Raw genomic sequence first — 16,567 nt, 5'->3', positions numbered from 1 at the left:
TCAAGCCTGGTGACTGATTCGCCCGTCCACCAGGGTGTAACGCACAACACCCGGCAGGCTGTGCCCAATGAACGGGCAGTTTTCGCCTTTGGACAGCCATGTCTCACCGGCCACGGTCGAGGCCGCAGGGTCGAACAGCACGATGTCCGCCGGGCCACCTACCGCCAGTTTGCCCGCCGGCAGGCGCAGCGCCTCGGCAGGTCCGGTGCTCAATCGCGCCAACAACGTCGACAGGTCCAGCAAACCGTCTTCCACCAGCGTCATTGCCAATGGCAATAGCAGTTCAACACTGCTGATGCCCGGCTCGGTCGCGCCGAACGGCGCCAGTTTGGCGTCCCGTTCGTGGGGTTGGTGATGGCTGGAAATGACTGAGATCACTCCGGATTTCACTGCTTCACGCAGACCATCGCGGTCGGCGCGGGTGCGTAGCGGAGGCTGGACGTGATACAGGCTGCTGAAATCGATCAGCGCTTCATCGGTCAGGATCAGTTGATACAGCGCGACATCGGCGGTGACCTTCAAACCCCGGGCCTGGGCCTGGGCGATCAGGGCCACGCCGCGAGCGCTGGTCAACTGGCTGAAGTGCGCGCGCACACCGCTTTGTTCGACCAGCAACAGGTCGCGGGCCAGGGCCACGGTCTCAGCGGTTTCCGGAATGCCCGGCAGGCCGAGGAAACTGGCCGTCGGGCCTTCATGGGCCAGGCCGCCTTCGGCCAGGTCGTGATCCTGGGAGTTGAAAATCACTGTCAGGTCGAAGGTTGCTGCATATTCCAGCGCCCGGCACAGGGTGCGGGTATTGCGGAAACTCTCCAGACCGTTGCCGAAGGCCACGCAACCGGCATCGCGCAAGGCGACCAGTTCCGCCAGCTGTTCGCCGTCCAGACCTTTGCTCAGGGCGCCGATCGGGAAGACTTTGGTGTTGCCGGCTTCGCGGGCGCGGTCGAGGATCAGTTCGGCCACGGCCGAGGTGTCCAGCACCGGTTTGGTTTTCGGTGGGCAGCACAGGCTGGTGACACCCCCGGCCGCTGCGGCACGGGTTTCGCTGATAATCGAGCCTTTGCGGCTGTAGCCCGGCTCACGCAGGGCGACGTTGAGGTCGACCAGACCCGGGGCGGCCACCAGACCTTTGGCATCGATGGTGTCGACCGCGACAAAACCGGCCGGTGCGGCGCCAAGGGCAACGATCTTGCAGGCTTCAATGTGAATATCGGTAACTTGATCCAGGCCGCTGGCGGGATCGATGACGCGTGCGCCGAGAATGCTGAGCTTCACTGAACGTTCTCCTGCTCGAATTGGCGCTGCGCTGTTTGTCCGCTCATGGCCATGGACAGCACAGCCATACGAATCGCGATGCCGTAGGTCACCTGGTTGAGGATCACCGAGTGCGGGCCATCGGCCACCGCTGACTCGATTTCCACGCCACGGTTGATCGGCCCCGGGTGCATGACGATGGCATCGGGTTTGGCGCCGGCCAGGCGCGCTGTGGTCAGGCCGAACAGGCGGTAGAACTCGCCTTCGCTCGGCAGCAGGCCTCCGGTCATGCGCTCGCGCTGTAGGCGCAGCATGATCACCACGTCGACATCCTTCAGGCCTTCGGTCATGTCGGTGTAAACCTTCACGCCGTATTGCTCGATACCGATCGGCAGCAGGGTTTTCGGCGCGATCACGCGGATGTCCGGGCAGCCAAGGGTTTTCAGGGCCAGCATGTTCGAGCGCGCTACCCGCGAGTGCAGGATGTCGCCGACGATGGCCACCGAAAGGTTTTCGAAGCCGCCCTTGTGCCGGCGGATGGTCAGCATGTCGAGCATGCCCTGGGTCGGGTGCGCGTGACGGCCGTCGCCGCCGTTGATGATCGCCACTTGCGGGCAGACATGTTCGGCGATGAAGTGCGCGGCGCCGGAGTCACCGTGACGCACGACGAACATGTCGGCAGCCATGGCTTCGAGGTTGCGCAGGGTGTCGAGCAGGGTTTCGCCCTTGCTCGCCGACGATGTCGATACGTTGAGGGTGATCACGTCAGCCGACAACCGCTGGGCCGCCAGTTCGAAGGTGGTGCGGGTGCGGGTCGAGTTCTCGAAGAACACGTTGCACACGGTCTTGCCGCGCAGCAACGGGACTTTCTTCACCGCCCGGGCGCCGACTTCAAGGAACGAGTCGGCAGTGTCGAGGATTTCCGTCAGCAACTCACGGCGCAGGCCGTCGAGCGAGAGGAAGTGGCGCAGCTGGCCCTGATCATTGAGCTGCAGCGGGCGCTTGGTGTCTAGAGGCGTCATCGCGAGGGGGACTCTCAATAGGGCGAATTAAAGGGCGAGGTCTTGCAGTTCGAGCGCAAGCTCCGGGCCGGACAGCTTGACGCGCTCGTGGGCGGCCAGCGACAGCGTCGCGCCGACCACGTTCGGGCGAATCGGCAACTCGCCGGCGTCCAGGTCCAGCAGGCACACCAGCGTCACGCTGGCTGGGCGACCGTAGTCGAACAGTTCGTTCATCGCGGCGCGGATGGTGCGCCCGCTCATCAGAACATCATCGATCAACACCAGGTGCTGGCCTTCGATTTCGAACGGCAGGGCTGAGGGGCGTACTTGCGGGTGCAGGCCGTTCTGGCTGAAATCGTCGCGGTAGAAGGAAACGTCCAGGGTGCCGAGTGGCTCCTCGCTGCCCAGCTCCTTGAGCAGGGCCTGGGCGACCCAGACACCGCCGGTACGAATGCCGATGTAACGCGGTTCGCTGATACCACGGTGTTCCAGGTGGGCCTTCAGGCGCGTGGCCATCTGGCTGATCAGTTCGGCAGGATTGGGCAGGCTCATGGTTGCTCCTTCTTGGACCCGAGCCGGTGCTGCTTGTACGGCAGGCTCGGGTTGTAGCTAAGAGAGGCGGGTTAGCGACTCGTCAGGATTCGAACAGTGCAGTGTTTTCGTCGAGCCAGCCTTGCAGCAGCAGGGCCGCGGCGATGGCGTCGACCGGGTTGTCGCGGTAACTGCCCTTTTGTCCGCCGCGATCACGTCGCTCACCTTTGGCTTCGAAGGTAGTCAGGCGCTCATCGTGGGTATAGAAGGGCAGGTTGAAGCGGCCGTTGAGGCGGCGGGCGAACTTCTCGGCTCGCAGGCACATCTCGCTCGGCGTGCCGTCCATGTTCAGCGGCAGGCCGACCACCACGGCGTCCGGCTTCCACTCTTTGATGAGCGCTTCAACCTGGTCCCAGTCGGGGATGCCGTTTTGTGCTTTCAAGGTGCACAGCTCGCGGGCCTGGCCGGTAATCACCTGGCCGACCGCGACGCCGATCTGTTTGGTGCCGTAGTCAAAACCGAGAATCAGCCGCAGGGCCATCAGGCGTGCCCCGCCTGGCTGGTCAGCAGGCTGAGGTTGACGCCCAAATGCTTGGCCGCTGCCTCCAGACGCAGTTCGCTGCTGGTGTTGAAGAGGATGTCGGCGTCGAACGGGCAGGTCAGCCAGGCGTTTTGTGCCAGTTCGGCCTCCAATTGCCCGGCTTCCCAGCCGGCATAACCGAGGGCGATCAGGCTTTTTGCCGGGCCGACGCCATCGGCAATGGCAAACAGCACATCCTGAGAGGTCGACAGGGACAGCTCGCCTTCCAGATCAACGGTCGCCTGAAAGGTTTTGCCCGAAGGATGCAGGACAAAGCCGCGATCGGTCTGCACCGGGCCGCCAATGAAGATCGGCACATGCTGGCAGAGGACCGGCGGTTCTATATCGGGACGCAATTGCTCGAGAATATCGGCCAGGTTCAGGTCTTGCGGACGGTTGACCACCAGCCCCATGGCACCATTGGCCGTGTGCTCGACGATGTAGGTCAAGGTGTGCGCAAAGTTCGGGTCGGCCATGTGTGGCATGGCGATCAGGAAGTGATGCTTGAGGTAGCTGGGGCTGACGTTTTTCATGAGCGCTAGTGTGGCGTTGGAGGGGCGAACTGACAAGCTGAGGATGCGTAGGAAATGCCGCAAATTCCCGCTGACGACTCACATTTCTGTGGGAGTGAGCTTGCTCGCGATGTTCGTCAACGATAACGCTGGGCCCATGACACTCCGTGGTGCTCTCAGGTTCATCGCGAGCAGACTCGCTCCTACAGGGGGTGGGGCGTACATCAATTGCTGGAGAGCCGATCGCCGCGCGCAAACTTCCAGGTGCGGATGATTTCCAGTCGGTCGACGTCCGAAAGATCCCCGGTAAACGGTGCAAACGGCGCCGCCAGCCGCACAATGCGCTGGGCTGCCTGGTCGAGCAGCGGCTGGCCGGAAGATTCGAGCACCAGTACCTCATACAGCGAACCATCGCGGTTGATCGACACCATCAGCCGCAAATTGCCATAAATCTGCTTGCGCCGGGCTTCGTCGGGATAGTTGAGGTTGCCGATGCGCTCGACCTTCTTGCGCCATTCATCTTTGTACCAGGCGCCCTTGTCGCGCATGGTCGAAGCGGCACTCAGGCGGTGGATGCGCGGGCGTTTGGCGTAAAGCTGTTGCTCGTTGGCCAGTTCGGCTTCCAGGCTGGCGATATCGCTGGACAGCTGTTCGGTGTCGAATGTTGGCGCGGCCACCGCAGGTTTGGTGACGGGCTTGGGTTCTTCGGTTTTGCTGGCGGCTTTCTTCGGCTTCGGCGCGACCGTGGTCACGGCAGCCTTGGGCGGTGCTTCCTGCTGTTCAGGCTTGGCCGCTGGCGGTGGCGTGACTTTCTGCACCTTGTTGTCCTGGAACGGTGCGATTTCAGTGGTCTTCGGGACCGCTTTTTTATCCAGGGTGCCGCTGCCCTGCTGATTCTCCTGAGCAAGAAAATCGGCCTTTTCAGGTTTCTTTTCGCTTTTGAAGGTAGCGAGGGTGATTTCCAGGGTTTTGCTGATCTGCTTGGGTTCGACCACGGCGAACCCGACGCCGAGCAGCAAGGCCAGGTGAATCAATGCCGCCAGGAACAGGGTAAAACCGAGGCGATCGGCCGGGCGCACGCCACGGTGGGCGAGTTCAGCTGGCAGATCGGACGGGAGGGTCATGACAAGGAAACCAACATCGCGTTTTCACAGGCCGCGCATGATAACGCAATGTTGGTTTGGCTAATCAACGTGCCTTGAGCTTCTGATCGATGGCATCCATCAGCATGCCGCCAATGTCGGTCCCGAAGGCATTGTCGATCTCGCGAATGCAGGTCGGGCTGGTGACGTTGATTTCCGTCAGATGCTCACCGATCACGTCGAGGCCGACGAACAGCAGGCCTTTTTCGCGCAGGGTCGGGCCGACTTGCGCAGCAATCCAGCGATCCTTCTCGGTCAGCGGACGCGCTTCGCCGCGGCCACCGGCAGCGAGGTTGCCACGGGTTTCGCCAGCGGCGGGAATGCGCGCCAGGCAGTAATCCACCGGCTCGCCGTCGATCATCAGGATGCGCTTGTCGCCATCGACGATGGCCGGCAGGTAACCCTGGATCATGATCTGTTGCTGGCCGTGCAGGGTCAGGGTCTCGAGGATCACCGACAGGTTCGGGTGGCCCGCAGTGTGGCGGAAGATCGAGGAGCCGCCCATGCCATCCAGCGGCTTGAGGATCACGTCACCGTGATGGTCGGCGAATTCGCGCAGCACGTCCGGGCGACGGCTGACGATGGTCGGCGGCGTGCACTGCGGGAACAGCGTGGCGAACAGCTTTTCGTTGCAGTCGCGCAGGCTCTGCGGCTTGTTGACCACCAGCACGCCGGCGCTTTCGGCCTGCTCCAGCAGATACGTGGAGTAAACAAACTCCATGTCGAATGGCGGATCCTTGCGCATCAGGATCACATCCAGGTCGCTGAGCAGCGCATCGCTTTCAGCGCCCAGCTCGAACCATTTTTCCGGGTTGGCGAACACTTGCAACGGACGCATCCGCGCCCGTGCCTGGCCTTCGGCCTGGTACAGGTCACGCTGTTCCATATAGAACAGTTCCCAGCCACGCTTCTGCGCGGCCAGCAGCATGGCCAGCGAGCTGTCCTTTTTATAGGAGATGCTGGCAATTGGGTCCATGACAATCCCGACGCGAACGCTCATGGGTTTTTCCTCGAAATTTGGGGGCCGGTGCCGATCCCCTGTAGGAGCGAGCCTGCTCGCGATAAACCTGAGAGCGCCTCGGGGTGTCGGCAGCCAGTGTTATCGTTGACGACCATCGCGAGGGCTTGCTCCTACAGAAAACCAGCCAATAAAAGTGGCGTCAGAGTGGCGCTGAGTAGGTTCCCGGTCAAGGAAAAACCACCGCACCGGTCGGCCGATAGATTGGTGCTGGAGACTGTGCTAAAAAGACTGCCTAGTGATGCTGGCCCTTGAGTATCAAGGGTTTCGGGCCGCCGTTAACCGGCAAACGGACATATTGATTCACAAAGGCGACGGTAGAGCATTTATGGAACAGCACCCCAGCGCCTTGAAGGTCATGGTGATCGACGATTCGAAGACGATTCGCCGTACCGCCGAAACGCTGCTCAAGAACGTGGGTTGTGAGGTCATCACGGCCATCGACGGTTTCGATGCCCTGGCCAAGATCGCCGACAATCATCCCGGCATCATCTTTGTCGACATCATGATGCCGCGTCTGGATGGTTATCAGACCTGCGCTTTAATCAAGAACAACAGTGCATTCAAGTCCACGCCAGTGATTATGCTGTCGTCCAAGGACGGGCTGTTCGACAAGGCCAAGGGCCGCATCGTCGGCTCCGACCAGTTTTTGACCAAGCCTTTCAGCAAGGAAGAACTGCTGAACGCGATCCAGGCCCATGTTCCGGGCTTCGCCGCCGTTTTGCCGCAGTAAGACACCTACAGTGACGCTCGGCCAACGGGCCTTGCGTCGACAAGAATGGGGAAGACCATGGCACGTATTCTGATCGTCGATGATTCGCCGACTGAAATGTACAAATTGACCGGCATGCTGGAAAAGCACGGCCATGAGGTATTAAAAGCCGAGAATGGCGCCGACGGTGTGGCCCTGGCCCGCCAGGAAAAACCCGACGCAGTGCTGATGGACATCGTCATGCCCGGCCTCAACGGTTTTCAGGCTACCCGACAGTTGACCAAGGATCCGGAAACCGGGCACATCCCGGTGATCATCATCACCACCAAGGATCAGGAAACCGACAAGGTCTGGGGCACGCGCCAAGGGGCCAAGGATTACCTGACCAAACCGGTTGATGAGGAAACCCTGCTCAAAACCCTGAACAACGTGCTGGCCGGTTGATCGTCCGGCCATGACCGAGTCGCTGACGGCTTTTGAACTGCTGCTGCAGATCGACCAGCGCTGTCGCTTGCTGGCGGCGGATTTGCCGTCCCAGCCGACCCACCAGAACAGCTGGAGCGGCATCGGTTTTCGCCTCGGTGAATGCTGGTACGTCGCGCCGATGGGCGAGGTCAGTGAAGTATTGCACGAGCCGCGTTTCACTCAGGTGCCGGGGGTCAAGCCTTGGGTCAAGGGCGTTGCCAATCTGCGTGGACGCCTGCTGCCGATCATGGATCTGTGTGCCTTTTTTGGACACGAGCTCTCGGTGGCGCGTCGGCAGCGGCGGGTGCTGGTGGTGGAGCATGAAGACGTGTTCGCCGGGCTGATGGTCGACGAAGTGTTCGGCCTTCAGCACTTCGCCCACGGCAGTCTTGAGGCTGTCGCGGGCGATGCGGTTTCCGGCCCGATGGCGGCGTTTGTCGAAGGCTGCTTTGAGGGCGAGCAGACCTGGCGGGTGTTCAGCCCGTTTGCGCTGGCGCGCTCGCAGGGTTTCATGAACATCGCGGTGTGAACGCGGCCCTTTGTGGGAGCGGGCTTGCCCGCGATGCAGGCAACTCGGTCTCATCTTGAACCGAGGTGATGCCATCGCTGGCAAGCCAGCTCCCACAGGGACGGTGTCGGGTTTGAAGTGAATTGGGCAGTACAGGCGAAGACCGATGACAAAAGCAAAAACAGGCAAGCCAATGGAAGGGTCGCGCAGTCGGTCGCAGATCATCGTGCTGTTCATCGCGCTGATCATCTTCATCATGCTGTTGTTCGCCAACTTCGCGTACCTCAACACCCAGGCCACGTACGACAAGCAGTACATCGGCCATGCCGGCGAGCTGCGCGTGTTATCCCAGCGCATTGCCAAGAACGCCACCGAAGCCGCCGCCGGCAAGGCCGCGGCGTTCAAGTTGCTCAGCGATGCGCGCAACGATTTTGCCCAGCGCTGGAGCTATCTGAAAAAAGGCGACCCGTCCACCGGCCTGCCTCCCGCACCGGCCGCCGTGCGCCCGGAAATGCGCGCCGTGCAACTGGACTGGGAACGCCTGCTGAAAAACACCGACGCCATTCTTTCCAGCGAACAGACCGTGCTATCGCTGCATCAAGTTGCCGCGACCCTGGCTGAAACCGTCCCGCAGTTGCAGGTCGAGTACGAAAAAGTGGTGGAAACCCTCCTGCAACGCGGAGCGCCCGCCGCACAGGTGGCGATGGCTCAACGCCAATCGTTGCTGGCCGAGCGCATCCTGGGCGCCGTCAACACGGTGCTGTCGGGGGATGAAAATTCGCAGCAGGCGGCCGACGCCTTCGGTCGCGATGCCGCACGTTTCGGCCAGGTGCTCAATGGCATGCTCCAAGGCAATCCGGCGCTGAAAGTCAGCCAGGTCGAGGACCGAGATGCGCGTGCGCGGCTGATCGAGATTGCCGAGCTGTTCGAGTTCGTTTCCGGCTCCGTCGATGAAATCCTCGAAACCTCGCCTGAACTGTTCAAGGTTCGCGAATCGGCCACCAACATTTTCAGCCTGTCGCAAACCCTGCTCGATGAAGCCTCGCACCTGGCCAGCGGGTTCGAAAACCTCGCCGGCGGGCGCGATACCGACACCATCGGCGGCTATGTGCTGGGCCTGGCGGCGCTGATGTCGATCATCCTCATCGGCCTGGTGATGGTGCGCGAAACCAATCGCCAACTGCGGGAAACCGCCGAGAAAAACGAACGCAACCAGAACGCGATCATGCGATTGCTCGACGAGATCGAGGACCTGGCCGACGGCGATCTGACCGTGACCGCGTCGGTGACCGAAGACTTCACCGGCACCATCGCCGACTCGATCAACTACTCCGTGGACCAGCTGCGTGATCTGGTGGCAACCATCAACCTGACCGCCGGGCAAGTCGCCGCCGCCGTGCAGGAAACCCAGGCCACCGCCATGCACCTGGCACAGGCTTCCGAGCATCAGGCTCAGCAGATTTCCGAAGCCTCCACCGCGATCAATGACATGGCCCAGTCCATCGATCAGGTGTCGGCCAACGCCGCTGAATCCTCGGCGGTGGCCGAGCGTTCGGTGGAAATCGCCAACAAGGGCAACGAAGTGGTGCACAACACCATCCACGGCATGGACAATATCCGTGAACAGATCCAGGACACCGCCAAGCGGATCAAGCGCCTGGGTGAGTCGTCCCAGGAAATCGGCGATATCGTCAGCCTGATCGACGATATTGCCGACCAGACCAACATCCTCGCCCTCAACGCGGCGATCCAGGCGTCCATGGCCGGCGATGCCGGACGCGGTTTCGCGGTGGTCGCGGACGAGGTGCAACGCCTGGCCGAACGCTCATCGGCGGCCACGCGACAGATTGAAACCCTGGTGCGGGCGATTCAGACCGACACCAACGAAGCGGTGATTTCCATGGAACAGACCACCACCGAAGTGGTGCGTGGTGCCCGCCTGGCGCAGGATGCCGGTGTGGCCCTGGAAGAAATCGAAGGGGTGTCGAAAACCCTCGCGGCACTGATCCAGAGCATTTCCAACGCGGCACAACAACAGACGTCGTCTGCCGGTCAGATTTCCCTGACGATGAACGTGATCCAGCAGATCACCACGCAGACCTCGTCCGGTTCTACCGCAACGGCCGAGAGCATCGGCAACCTGGCGAAAATGGCCAGCCAGTTGCGGCGTTCGGTGTCTGGTTTCACCTTGCCCGCCACCAAGGCGCCGGTGGCGGACAAAGCTTGAACCGGACCACGGGTGCAGGCATCTTGAACGAAGTGGGGACTGGAGTGGTTATGGGTGATCGGCACGACTATGTGGCCCTCGAATGGGTCAAAGGCGAAATTGCCGAAACGCTGAAGCAGGCTCATCACGCGATCGAAACCCGGCTTGACGATCCGCAGGCGACGCACGCCCTGAGCGAATGCCTGGCGTATATCCATCAGGTTCACGGCAGCCTGCAGATGGTCGAATTCTACGGCGCGGCACTGCTCGCCGAAGAAATGGAGCAACTGGTCATCGCGTTGCAAGAGGGGCGCGTCAGTCACCGTGACGAAGCATTGCACCTGATGCTGCAGGCCTTGGGGCAACTGCCGATCTACCTTGACCGCGTGCAAGGTGCCCGCCGTGATCTACCCTTGGTCGTACTGCCGTTGATCAACGATTTGCGCAGTGCCCGTGGCGAAAGCCTGTTGTCGGAAACCAGCCTGTTCAGCCCGCAACTGCCGCACCTGCCGCCGTTGAGTGAACAATCCCTGGCGCTGCTGGAACCGGCCGAACTGCCGAACGTGCTGCGCAAGCTGCGGCAGATGTTGCAGATGGCACTGGTCGGTCTGTTGCGCGAGCAGGATGACGACACCCATCTCGGTTTTCTGGCGAAAGTCTTTGCCCGTCTCGAAAGCTTGTGTGCCAACGCGCCTCTGGCCCCGTTGTGGCAGGTCGCTTCGGCATTGGTCGAAGGCATGCGCGCTGGCGCCATCGCCAACAGTCCGGCGTTGCGCAGCCTGTTCAAGGATGCCGACAAAGAGCTCAAGCGTCTGCTGGAGCAGGGCATGCACGGCGTCAATCAGCCTCCGCCACCGGAGTTGCTCAAGAGTTTGCTGTTCTACATTGCCAAGGCCGAACATCCCACCGGGCAGATGCTGACCATGAAAGATCGCTACGGACTGGACGACGCGCTGCCCGACAGCGCAATGGTCGACGAAGAACGCGCACGGCTGGCCGGTCCTGACCGCGACGCCATGCGTTCGGTATTGGCCGCCTTGTGCGAAGAGCTGGTACGGGTCAAGGAGCGCCTTGACCTGTTCGTGCGTAGCGACCGGCAACACACTTCCGATCTGGACAGCCTGCTGGCACCCCTGCGGCAAATCGCTGACACCCTGGCGGTATTGGGCTTTGGTCAGCCACGCAAGGTCATCATTGATCAACTGGCGGTGGTGCTGAGCCTCGTCCAGGGCCAGCGCGCGCCCGACGATGCGATCCTCATGGACGTTGCCGGGGCGTTGCTTTATGTCGAAGCCACGCTGGCCGGCATGGTCGGCACGGTGGAGCCCGAAAGCCAGGAAGACAGCCGCCTGCCGACCACCGACCTGACACAGATCCACCAGATCGTGATCAAGGAAACGCGTATCTGCCTGCAACAGGCCAAGGACATGATCGTCGACTACATCGACGCCGACTGGGACCGCCAGCATTTGCAGGCACTGCCAGCGTTGCTGACCCAAGTGCGCGGTGCGTTGGCGATGATTCCGTTGAACCGCGCGGCGAGCCTGATCGAAACCTGCAACCATTTCATCCGCGAACACCTGCTGCTGGATCCGGGGCAGCCCGGCTGGCAGGAGCTCGACAGCCTGGCCGACGTCATCACCAGTCTCGAATATTATCTGGAACGCTTGAGCGATGACCCTGAAGCACCCGGCGAACAACTGCTCGACGTCGCCGAAAAAAGCCTGGCGTCGCTCGGCTTCTTCCCTAATGAAAAGTCCAGCGAACAGCATGTGCCGGTGCTTGATGATGTGCTGAGCCCCAGCGAAGCGCAGGTCATGCAGCAACGCCAGGAGCTTGATGGGCCAGCCATCGTCCAGACCCTCGCCGATGTGCTGGCCAGTCCGGTGTCCGCCCTGAATCCGCCCGCTGTCACTACCCCCGGCAGCCTGCTGCCGCCTCCGCCCGGCGAAGAGCCGGTGGACGATGAGTTGCGCGAGGTTTTCCTCGAAGAAACCGATGAAGTCCTGCAAGTCCTGCGCGAATACCTGCCGCGCTGGTCGGTCAATCCCGATAACCATTCGGCCTTGATTGAATTGCGCCGCGCCTTCCATACCCTCAAGGGCAGCGGCCGCATGGTTCGCGCATTGGTGCTGGGTGAGCTGGCCTGGGCCGTGGAAAACCTGCTCAACCGCGTACTGGAAAACAGCGTGGAACCAGGCGCCACGGTGCAGCAACTGCTCGGTGATGTGCTCAACCTGTTGCCTGAACTGGTGGCCGAATACACCGCCAATGCTCAGCGTCAGCGCAACGATGTCGACCAGTTGGCTGCCCGCGCCCATGCCTTGGCCAAGGGCGAGGAACCGGCCTGTGAGGAAGACACTCAAGACGTTTCGGCCCTTGATCCGCTGTTGCTGGAGATCTTTCGCAAGGAGGCCGAAAGCCATTTGAGCAGCCTCAATCGCTTTCTCGAACAGGCGGCCGAGCATCTGCCGCTGCAGGCCAGTGACGAGTTGCAGCGAGCCTTGCATACGCTCAAGGGCAGTGCGTCGATGGCGGGTGTGTTGCCGATTGCCGAACTGGCCGCGCCGCTGGACCAACTGTTGCGCGAGTACAAGGCGCATCAGGTGGCACTGGAGCTGGATGAAGTCGAATTGCTGCTTGAAGCCGAAGGCTTGTTCCGGCTTGGCTTGCGCCAGCTCAGGCGCGAGCCGTTGGCCGAAATCCCCCGTGCCAAAGCGTTGATCGAGCGGGCCCAGGCCATGCTCGGCGAGCGTTTGCAAAACCTCTTGAACGCGCCGAGCAGCGGGTTGCGGGTCAAGCGCGATCCGCAGTTGATCAACAACTTCCTGACCCAGGGCATGGACATCCTGCTGGATGCCGAAAGCCTGCTGCAGCGCTGGCAGCAGCACCCCGGCGAGCGCCAGGAACTCAGTGCGCTGCTGGACGAGCTGACCACCCTCGGCGAGGGCGCGCACCTGGCCGATTTGCATCCGGTGGATGAACTTTGCGAAGCCTTGCTCGACCTCTACGGTGCCGTGGAAGAAAGCAGCCTGGCCGTCAGCGAGGCGTTTTTCCACGAGGCGCAAAGTGCTCATGAAGCGTTGATCAACATGCTCGACGAATTGGCCGCTGGCCAGGAAGTCAGCCCGCGTCCGGAACGGATTCGTGCCTTGCATGGCTTGCTCGATCAGAGCCTCGACCCATCGGCCATGGGCCTGATCCGCAGTGACGGCAGCCGCACCCTGAGCATTCGCGAGTTGGGTGATGTCACCGCTGAACTTGAAAACACACTCCACCCTGTGGGAGCTGGCTTGCCAGCGATGGACGTCAACGATGACGCGCATTCACTGGATAACCAAGTCGCCTGCGAGATCATCGCTGGCAAGCCAGCTCCCACAGGGGACCGCGTTAACGATCTGGAAGACGAGATCGTTTCAATCTTCCTCGAAGAAGCGGTGGACATCCTCGACAGCGCCAACCAGGCCTTGCAGCGCTGGTTGAACGATCCGCAAAGTGCTGCGCCGCTGTCGTCGCTGCAACGCGATTTGCATACGCTCAAGGGCGGCGCACGGATGGCCGAGGTCGAGCCGGTCGGTGATCTGGCCCATGAGCTGGAAAGCCTTTACGAGGGGTTGGTGGACCGTCGCTACAGCTACAGCGACGTCCTGGCGCAGTTGCTGCAACACAGTCATGAGCGCATGGCACAGTTGCTGAAGCAATTGCAGCAGCATCAACTGTTGGGCGATCCGAGTGAGCTGATCGAGGCGATACGCGCGTTCCGCCTGGGCCATGCCGGTAACGCCGACATGGTCGAACCGGCAGCCAGCAATGACTCGGCGCATCACGATGGCGAACTGCTGGACATCTTCCTCGAAGAAGGTTTCGACATCATCGAAAGCTCCGGCGCGGCGCTGTTGCGCTGGCAGGCTGAGCCTTCGAGCCGTCAGGAAGTGGAAACCCTGCTGCGCGACCTGCACACCCTCAAGGGCGGGGCGCGCATGGTCGAAATCGGTCCGATTGGCGACCTGGCCCATGAGCTGGAATTTCTCTACGAAGGCTTGTCGAGCGGTGAACTGAAATCTACGGGGGCGTTGTTCGAACTGCTGCAACGCAGTCATGACCGGCTGGCACAAATGCTCGACGCCACTCGCGCCGGCGAACCGCTGCCACCGGCAGACCGATTGATCGATGCGATCAAAAACTTCAGCCACCCGGCGGAACCTGAAGCTGCGCCAACGACCGCGCTGCCCGCGGCGGCAAAACCCGAGACGCCGTTGCTGCAAGCGGATGCCGGTGCAGACATGGTCAAGGTCTCGGCGGAGCTGCTCGATGACCTGGTCAACCTGGCTGGCGAAACCTCGATCTTCCGCGGCCGCATCGAACAGCAGGTCAGCGACGCCCAAGTGGCGCTGAACGAAATGGAAACCACCATCGAGCGGATGCGTGACCAGTTGCGCCGCCTCGACACCGAAACCCAGGGCCGGATTCTCAGCCGCCAGCAAGTCGACGCCGAGCGCCTGGGTTACGAAGAGTTCGATCCGCTGGAGATGGACCGTCACTCGCAGTTGCAGCAACTGTCGCGGGCACTGTTCGAATCCGCCTCTGACTTGCTCGACCTCAAGGAAACCCTCGACCGGCGCAATCAGGATGCGGAGAACCTGCTGCAACAGCAGGGGCGCATCAACACCGAGTTGCAGGAAGGCCTGATGCGCACGCGCATGGTGCCGTTCGAACGGATGCTGCCACGCTTGAAGCGCATTGTCCGTCAGGTGGCCGGCGAGCTGGGCAAGGACGTCGAGTTCATCGTCGGCAACGCCGAAGGCGAGATGGATCGCAACGTGCTCGAACGCATGGCGGCGCCCCTCGAGCACATGCTGCGCAATGCCGTGGACCATGGCCTTGAGCCTGCCGAAGTGCGGATCGCGGCGGGGAAACCGGCGCAAGGGCGAATCACCCTCGACTTGTTGCGCGAGGGCGGCGACATCATTTTCGATATCCGCGACGACGGTGCCGGCGTGCCTTTGGACGCTGTGCGGCGCAAGGCGATCAAGCGCGGCTTGCTCGATCAGGACAGCGACATCAGCGACCGTGACGTTCTGCAATTCATCCTGCAACCGGGGTTTTCCACGGCCGAGAAAATCACCCAGATCTCCGGACGGGGTGTCGGCATGGACGTGGTGCACGAAGAAGTGCGGCAACTGGGCGGCACCATGAGCATCGATTCCGTGCCGGGACAGGGCGTGCATTTCCGCATTCGGCTGCCGTTTACCGTGTCGGTCAATCGGGCGCTGATGGTGCAATGTCTTGATGATCAGTATGCGATCCCGCTGAACACCATCGACGGCATTGTCCGCGTATTGCCCAACGAGCTTGAAGGGCATTTCCGCCTCGATCCGCCCACCTACGAATATGCCGGGCAACGCTACGAGCTGTGCTATCTGGGCGAGCTGCTGAAAACCAGTGCCCGGCCAAAACTATTGGGCCAGAGCCTGCCGTTGCCGGTGCTGCTGGTGCAATGCAACGAGCGCCGCATTGCCGTGCTGGTCGACGCCATGGCCGGCACCCGCGAGATCGTGGTGAAAAGCCTTGGTCCGCAGTTCGCCGCAGTGCAGGGCGTTTCCGGCGCGACGATTCTGGGGGATGGCCGGGTCGTGCTGATTCTGGACTTGCTGGCGCCGATCCGTGCGATGCAGGCCCATGTGCCGCAGCGCCCGGCGAGCCACGAAGGCGAAGCCGAGCCGCAGCGGCCATTGCTGGTGATGGTGGTCGACGATTCCGTCACGGTACGCAAGGTCACCAGCCGCTTGCTCGAACGTCACGGCATGAACGTGCTAACCGCCAAGGACGGGGTCGACGCCATGCTGTTGCTCGAAGAGCACATGCCCGACCTGATGCTGCTGGACATCGAAATGCCGCGCATGGACGGCTTCGAAGTGGCGACCCAGGTCCGCAACGATGAGCGCTTGCAGCACCTGCCGATCATCATGATCACCTCACGCACCGGCCAGAAACACCGCGACCGGGCGATGGCCATCGGCGTCAACGACTATCTTGGCAAGCCGTACCAGGAATCGGTATTGCTTGAAAGCATTGCCCTGTGGAGCAAAACCCATGCTTGAGCGGCTGATCAGCCAGCGCACCAGCAACCTCACCGGCCTGTTGCTACCGCTGGCCGACCGTCACCTGATCTTGCCCAACGTTGCGGTGGCCGAGCTGATCGATTACCAGCCTGCGGCGTTCGACCTGGATACGCCACCTTGGTACCTGGGGCGGGTAACGTGGCGCAATCGGCAGATTCCGCTGCTGAGCTTCGAGTCGGCCTGCGGACAGAAAATCGTCATTGGCGAGCGGGCGCGAATCGTCATTCTCAATGCCCTGGGAGGCCGGCCCGAGCTGAAATTCATTGCCATGCTGGTGCAGGGGATTCCGCGTTCGTACAAGCTCGACAGTCAGCTGAGCTATGTGGATGTGCCGTTGTGTTCGCTGGAGAAAGCGGCGGTGCAGGTGGCTGATCAAGTGGCCAAGGTCCCGGATTTGTTGGCGCTGGAGGAGTTGTTGGTGAGTGCCGGGCTCGTCTGAAGGGCCCCTTCGCGAGCAAGTCCCACATTAGTCCGAGCTCCTCACAAAACCTGTGTTCACCTCGGTCCAATGTGGGAGCG

General features: G+C 61.7%; 13 protein-coding genes. 6 read left to right on the top strand and 7 right to left on the bottom strand.

Features of this window, described 5'->3' with window-relative positions; genetic code table 11:
* The 7 genes from D8U18_RS14425 to gshB form a co-directional block, all read right to left on the bottom strand.
* Complete coding sequence (locus D8U18_RS14425; RefSeq protein ID WP_131107846.1) at window positions 1–1,272, bottom strand: dihydroorotase; 1,272 nt, start codon at window positions 1,270–1,272, stop codon at window positions 1–3.
* A complete protein-coding gene (locus D8U18_RS14420) occupies window positions 1,269–2,273 on the bottom strand; it encodes an aspartate carbamoyltransferase catalytic subunit (protein WP_020797380.1) in 1,005 nt (334 codons plus the stop codon). Before D8U18_RS14420 ends, D8U18_RS14425 begins: the two co-directional genes overlap by 4 nt.
* Window positions 2,274–2,300: 27 nt before the next feature.
* The gene (gene pyrR / locus D8U18_RS14415) at window positions 2,301–2,804 is read right to left on the bottom strand and encodes a bifunctional pyr operon transcriptional regulator/uracil phosphoribosyltransferase PyrR (protein ID WP_056853973.1); all 504 of its coding nucleotides are present in this window, start codon (window positions 2,802–2,804) and stop codon (window positions 2,301–2,303) included.
* Between the two features lie 82 nt (window positions 2,805–2,886).
* The gene (gene ruvX / locus D8U18_RS14410; protein ID WP_056853972.1) at window positions 2,887–3,324 is read right to left on the bottom strand and encodes a Holliday junction resolvase RuvX; all 438 of its coding nucleotides are present in this window, start codon (window positions 3,322–3,324) and stop codon (window positions 2,887–2,889) included.
* On the bottom strand, window positions 3,324–3,896 hold the full coding sequence (locus D8U18_RS14405; RefSeq protein WP_131107845.1) for a YqgE/AlgH family protein: 573 nt from the start codon (window positions 3,894–3,896) through the stop codon (window positions 3,324–3,326). Before D8U18_RS14405 ends, ruvX begins: the two co-directional genes overlap by 1 nt.
* Window positions 3,897–4,099: 203 nt before the next feature.
* A complete protein-coding gene (locus D8U18_RS14400; protein WP_130906039.1) occupies window positions 4,100–4,999 on the bottom strand; it encodes an energy transducer TonB in 900 nt (299 codons plus the stop codon).
* 64 nt (window positions 5,000–5,063) lie between these two features.
* Window positions 5,064–6,017 carry a glutathione synthase gene (gshB, locus tag D8U18_RS14395; protein ID WP_056853969.1) on the bottom strand — a complete coding sequence of 318 codons (954 nt, stop codon included), beginning with the start codon at window positions 6,015–6,017 and terminating at the stop codon, window positions 5,064–5,066.
* 346 nt (window positions 6,018–6,363) lie between these two features.
* Between gshB and pilG the strand changes: the two genes are divergently transcribed.
* From pilG to D8U18_RS14365, 6 genes are all read left to right on the top strand, one after another.
* On the top strand, window positions 6,364–6,768 hold the full coding sequence (pilG, locus tag D8U18_RS14390) for a twitching motility response regulator PilG (protein ID WP_056854372.1): 405 nt from the start codon (window positions 6,364–6,366) through the stop codon (window positions 6,766–6,768).
* A gap of 57 nt (window positions 6,769–6,825) precedes the next feature.
* The gene (pilH, locus tag D8U18_RS14385) at window positions 6,826–7,191 is read left to right on the top strand and encodes a twitching motility response regulator PilH (RefSeq protein ID WP_056853968.1); all 366 of its coding nucleotides are present in this window, start codon (window positions 6,826–6,828) and stop codon (window positions 7,189–7,191) included.
* 10 nt (window positions 7,192–7,201) lie between these two features.
* Complete coding sequence (locus D8U18_RS14380; protein ID WP_056853967.1) at window positions 7,202–7,741, top strand: chemotaxis protein CheW; 540 nt, start codon at window positions 7,202–7,204, stop codon at window positions 7,739–7,741.
* 172 nt (window positions 7,742–7,913) lie between these two features.
* Window positions 7,914–9,947 carry a methyl-accepting chemotaxis protein gene (locus D8U18_RS14375; protein WP_236708450.1) on the top strand — a complete coding sequence of 678 codons (2,034 nt, stop codon included), beginning with the start codon at window positions 7,914–7,916 and terminating at the stop codon, window positions 9,945–9,947.
* 50 nt (window positions 9,948–9,997) lie between these two features.
* Window positions 9,998–16,027 (top strand): Hpt domain-containing protein, encoded by a 6,030-nt coding sequence (locus D8U18_RS14370; RefSeq protein WP_131107844.1) that lies wholly within the window; start codon window positions 9,998–10,000, stop codon window positions 16,025–16,027.
* Between the two features lie 4 nt (window positions 16,028–16,031).
* Window positions 16,032–16,487 carry a chemotaxis protein CheW gene (locus tag D8U18_RS14365; RefSeq protein ID WP_130907694.1) on the top strand — a complete coding sequence of 152 codons (456 nt, stop codon included), beginning with the start codon at window positions 16,032–16,034 and terminating at the stop codon, window positions 16,485–16,487.
* The last annotated feature ends 80 nt before the right edge of the window (window positions 16,488–16,567 follow it).

Source organism: Pseudomonas sp. Sample_10, from assembly GCF_004321495.1.
Lineage (GTDB): Bacteria > Pseudomonadota > Gammaproteobacteria > Pseudomonadales > Pseudomonadaceae > Aquipseudomonas.
Note: the sequence above shows the minus strand (reverse complement) of the source record. Positions and strands in the feature narration are given on the sequence as shown.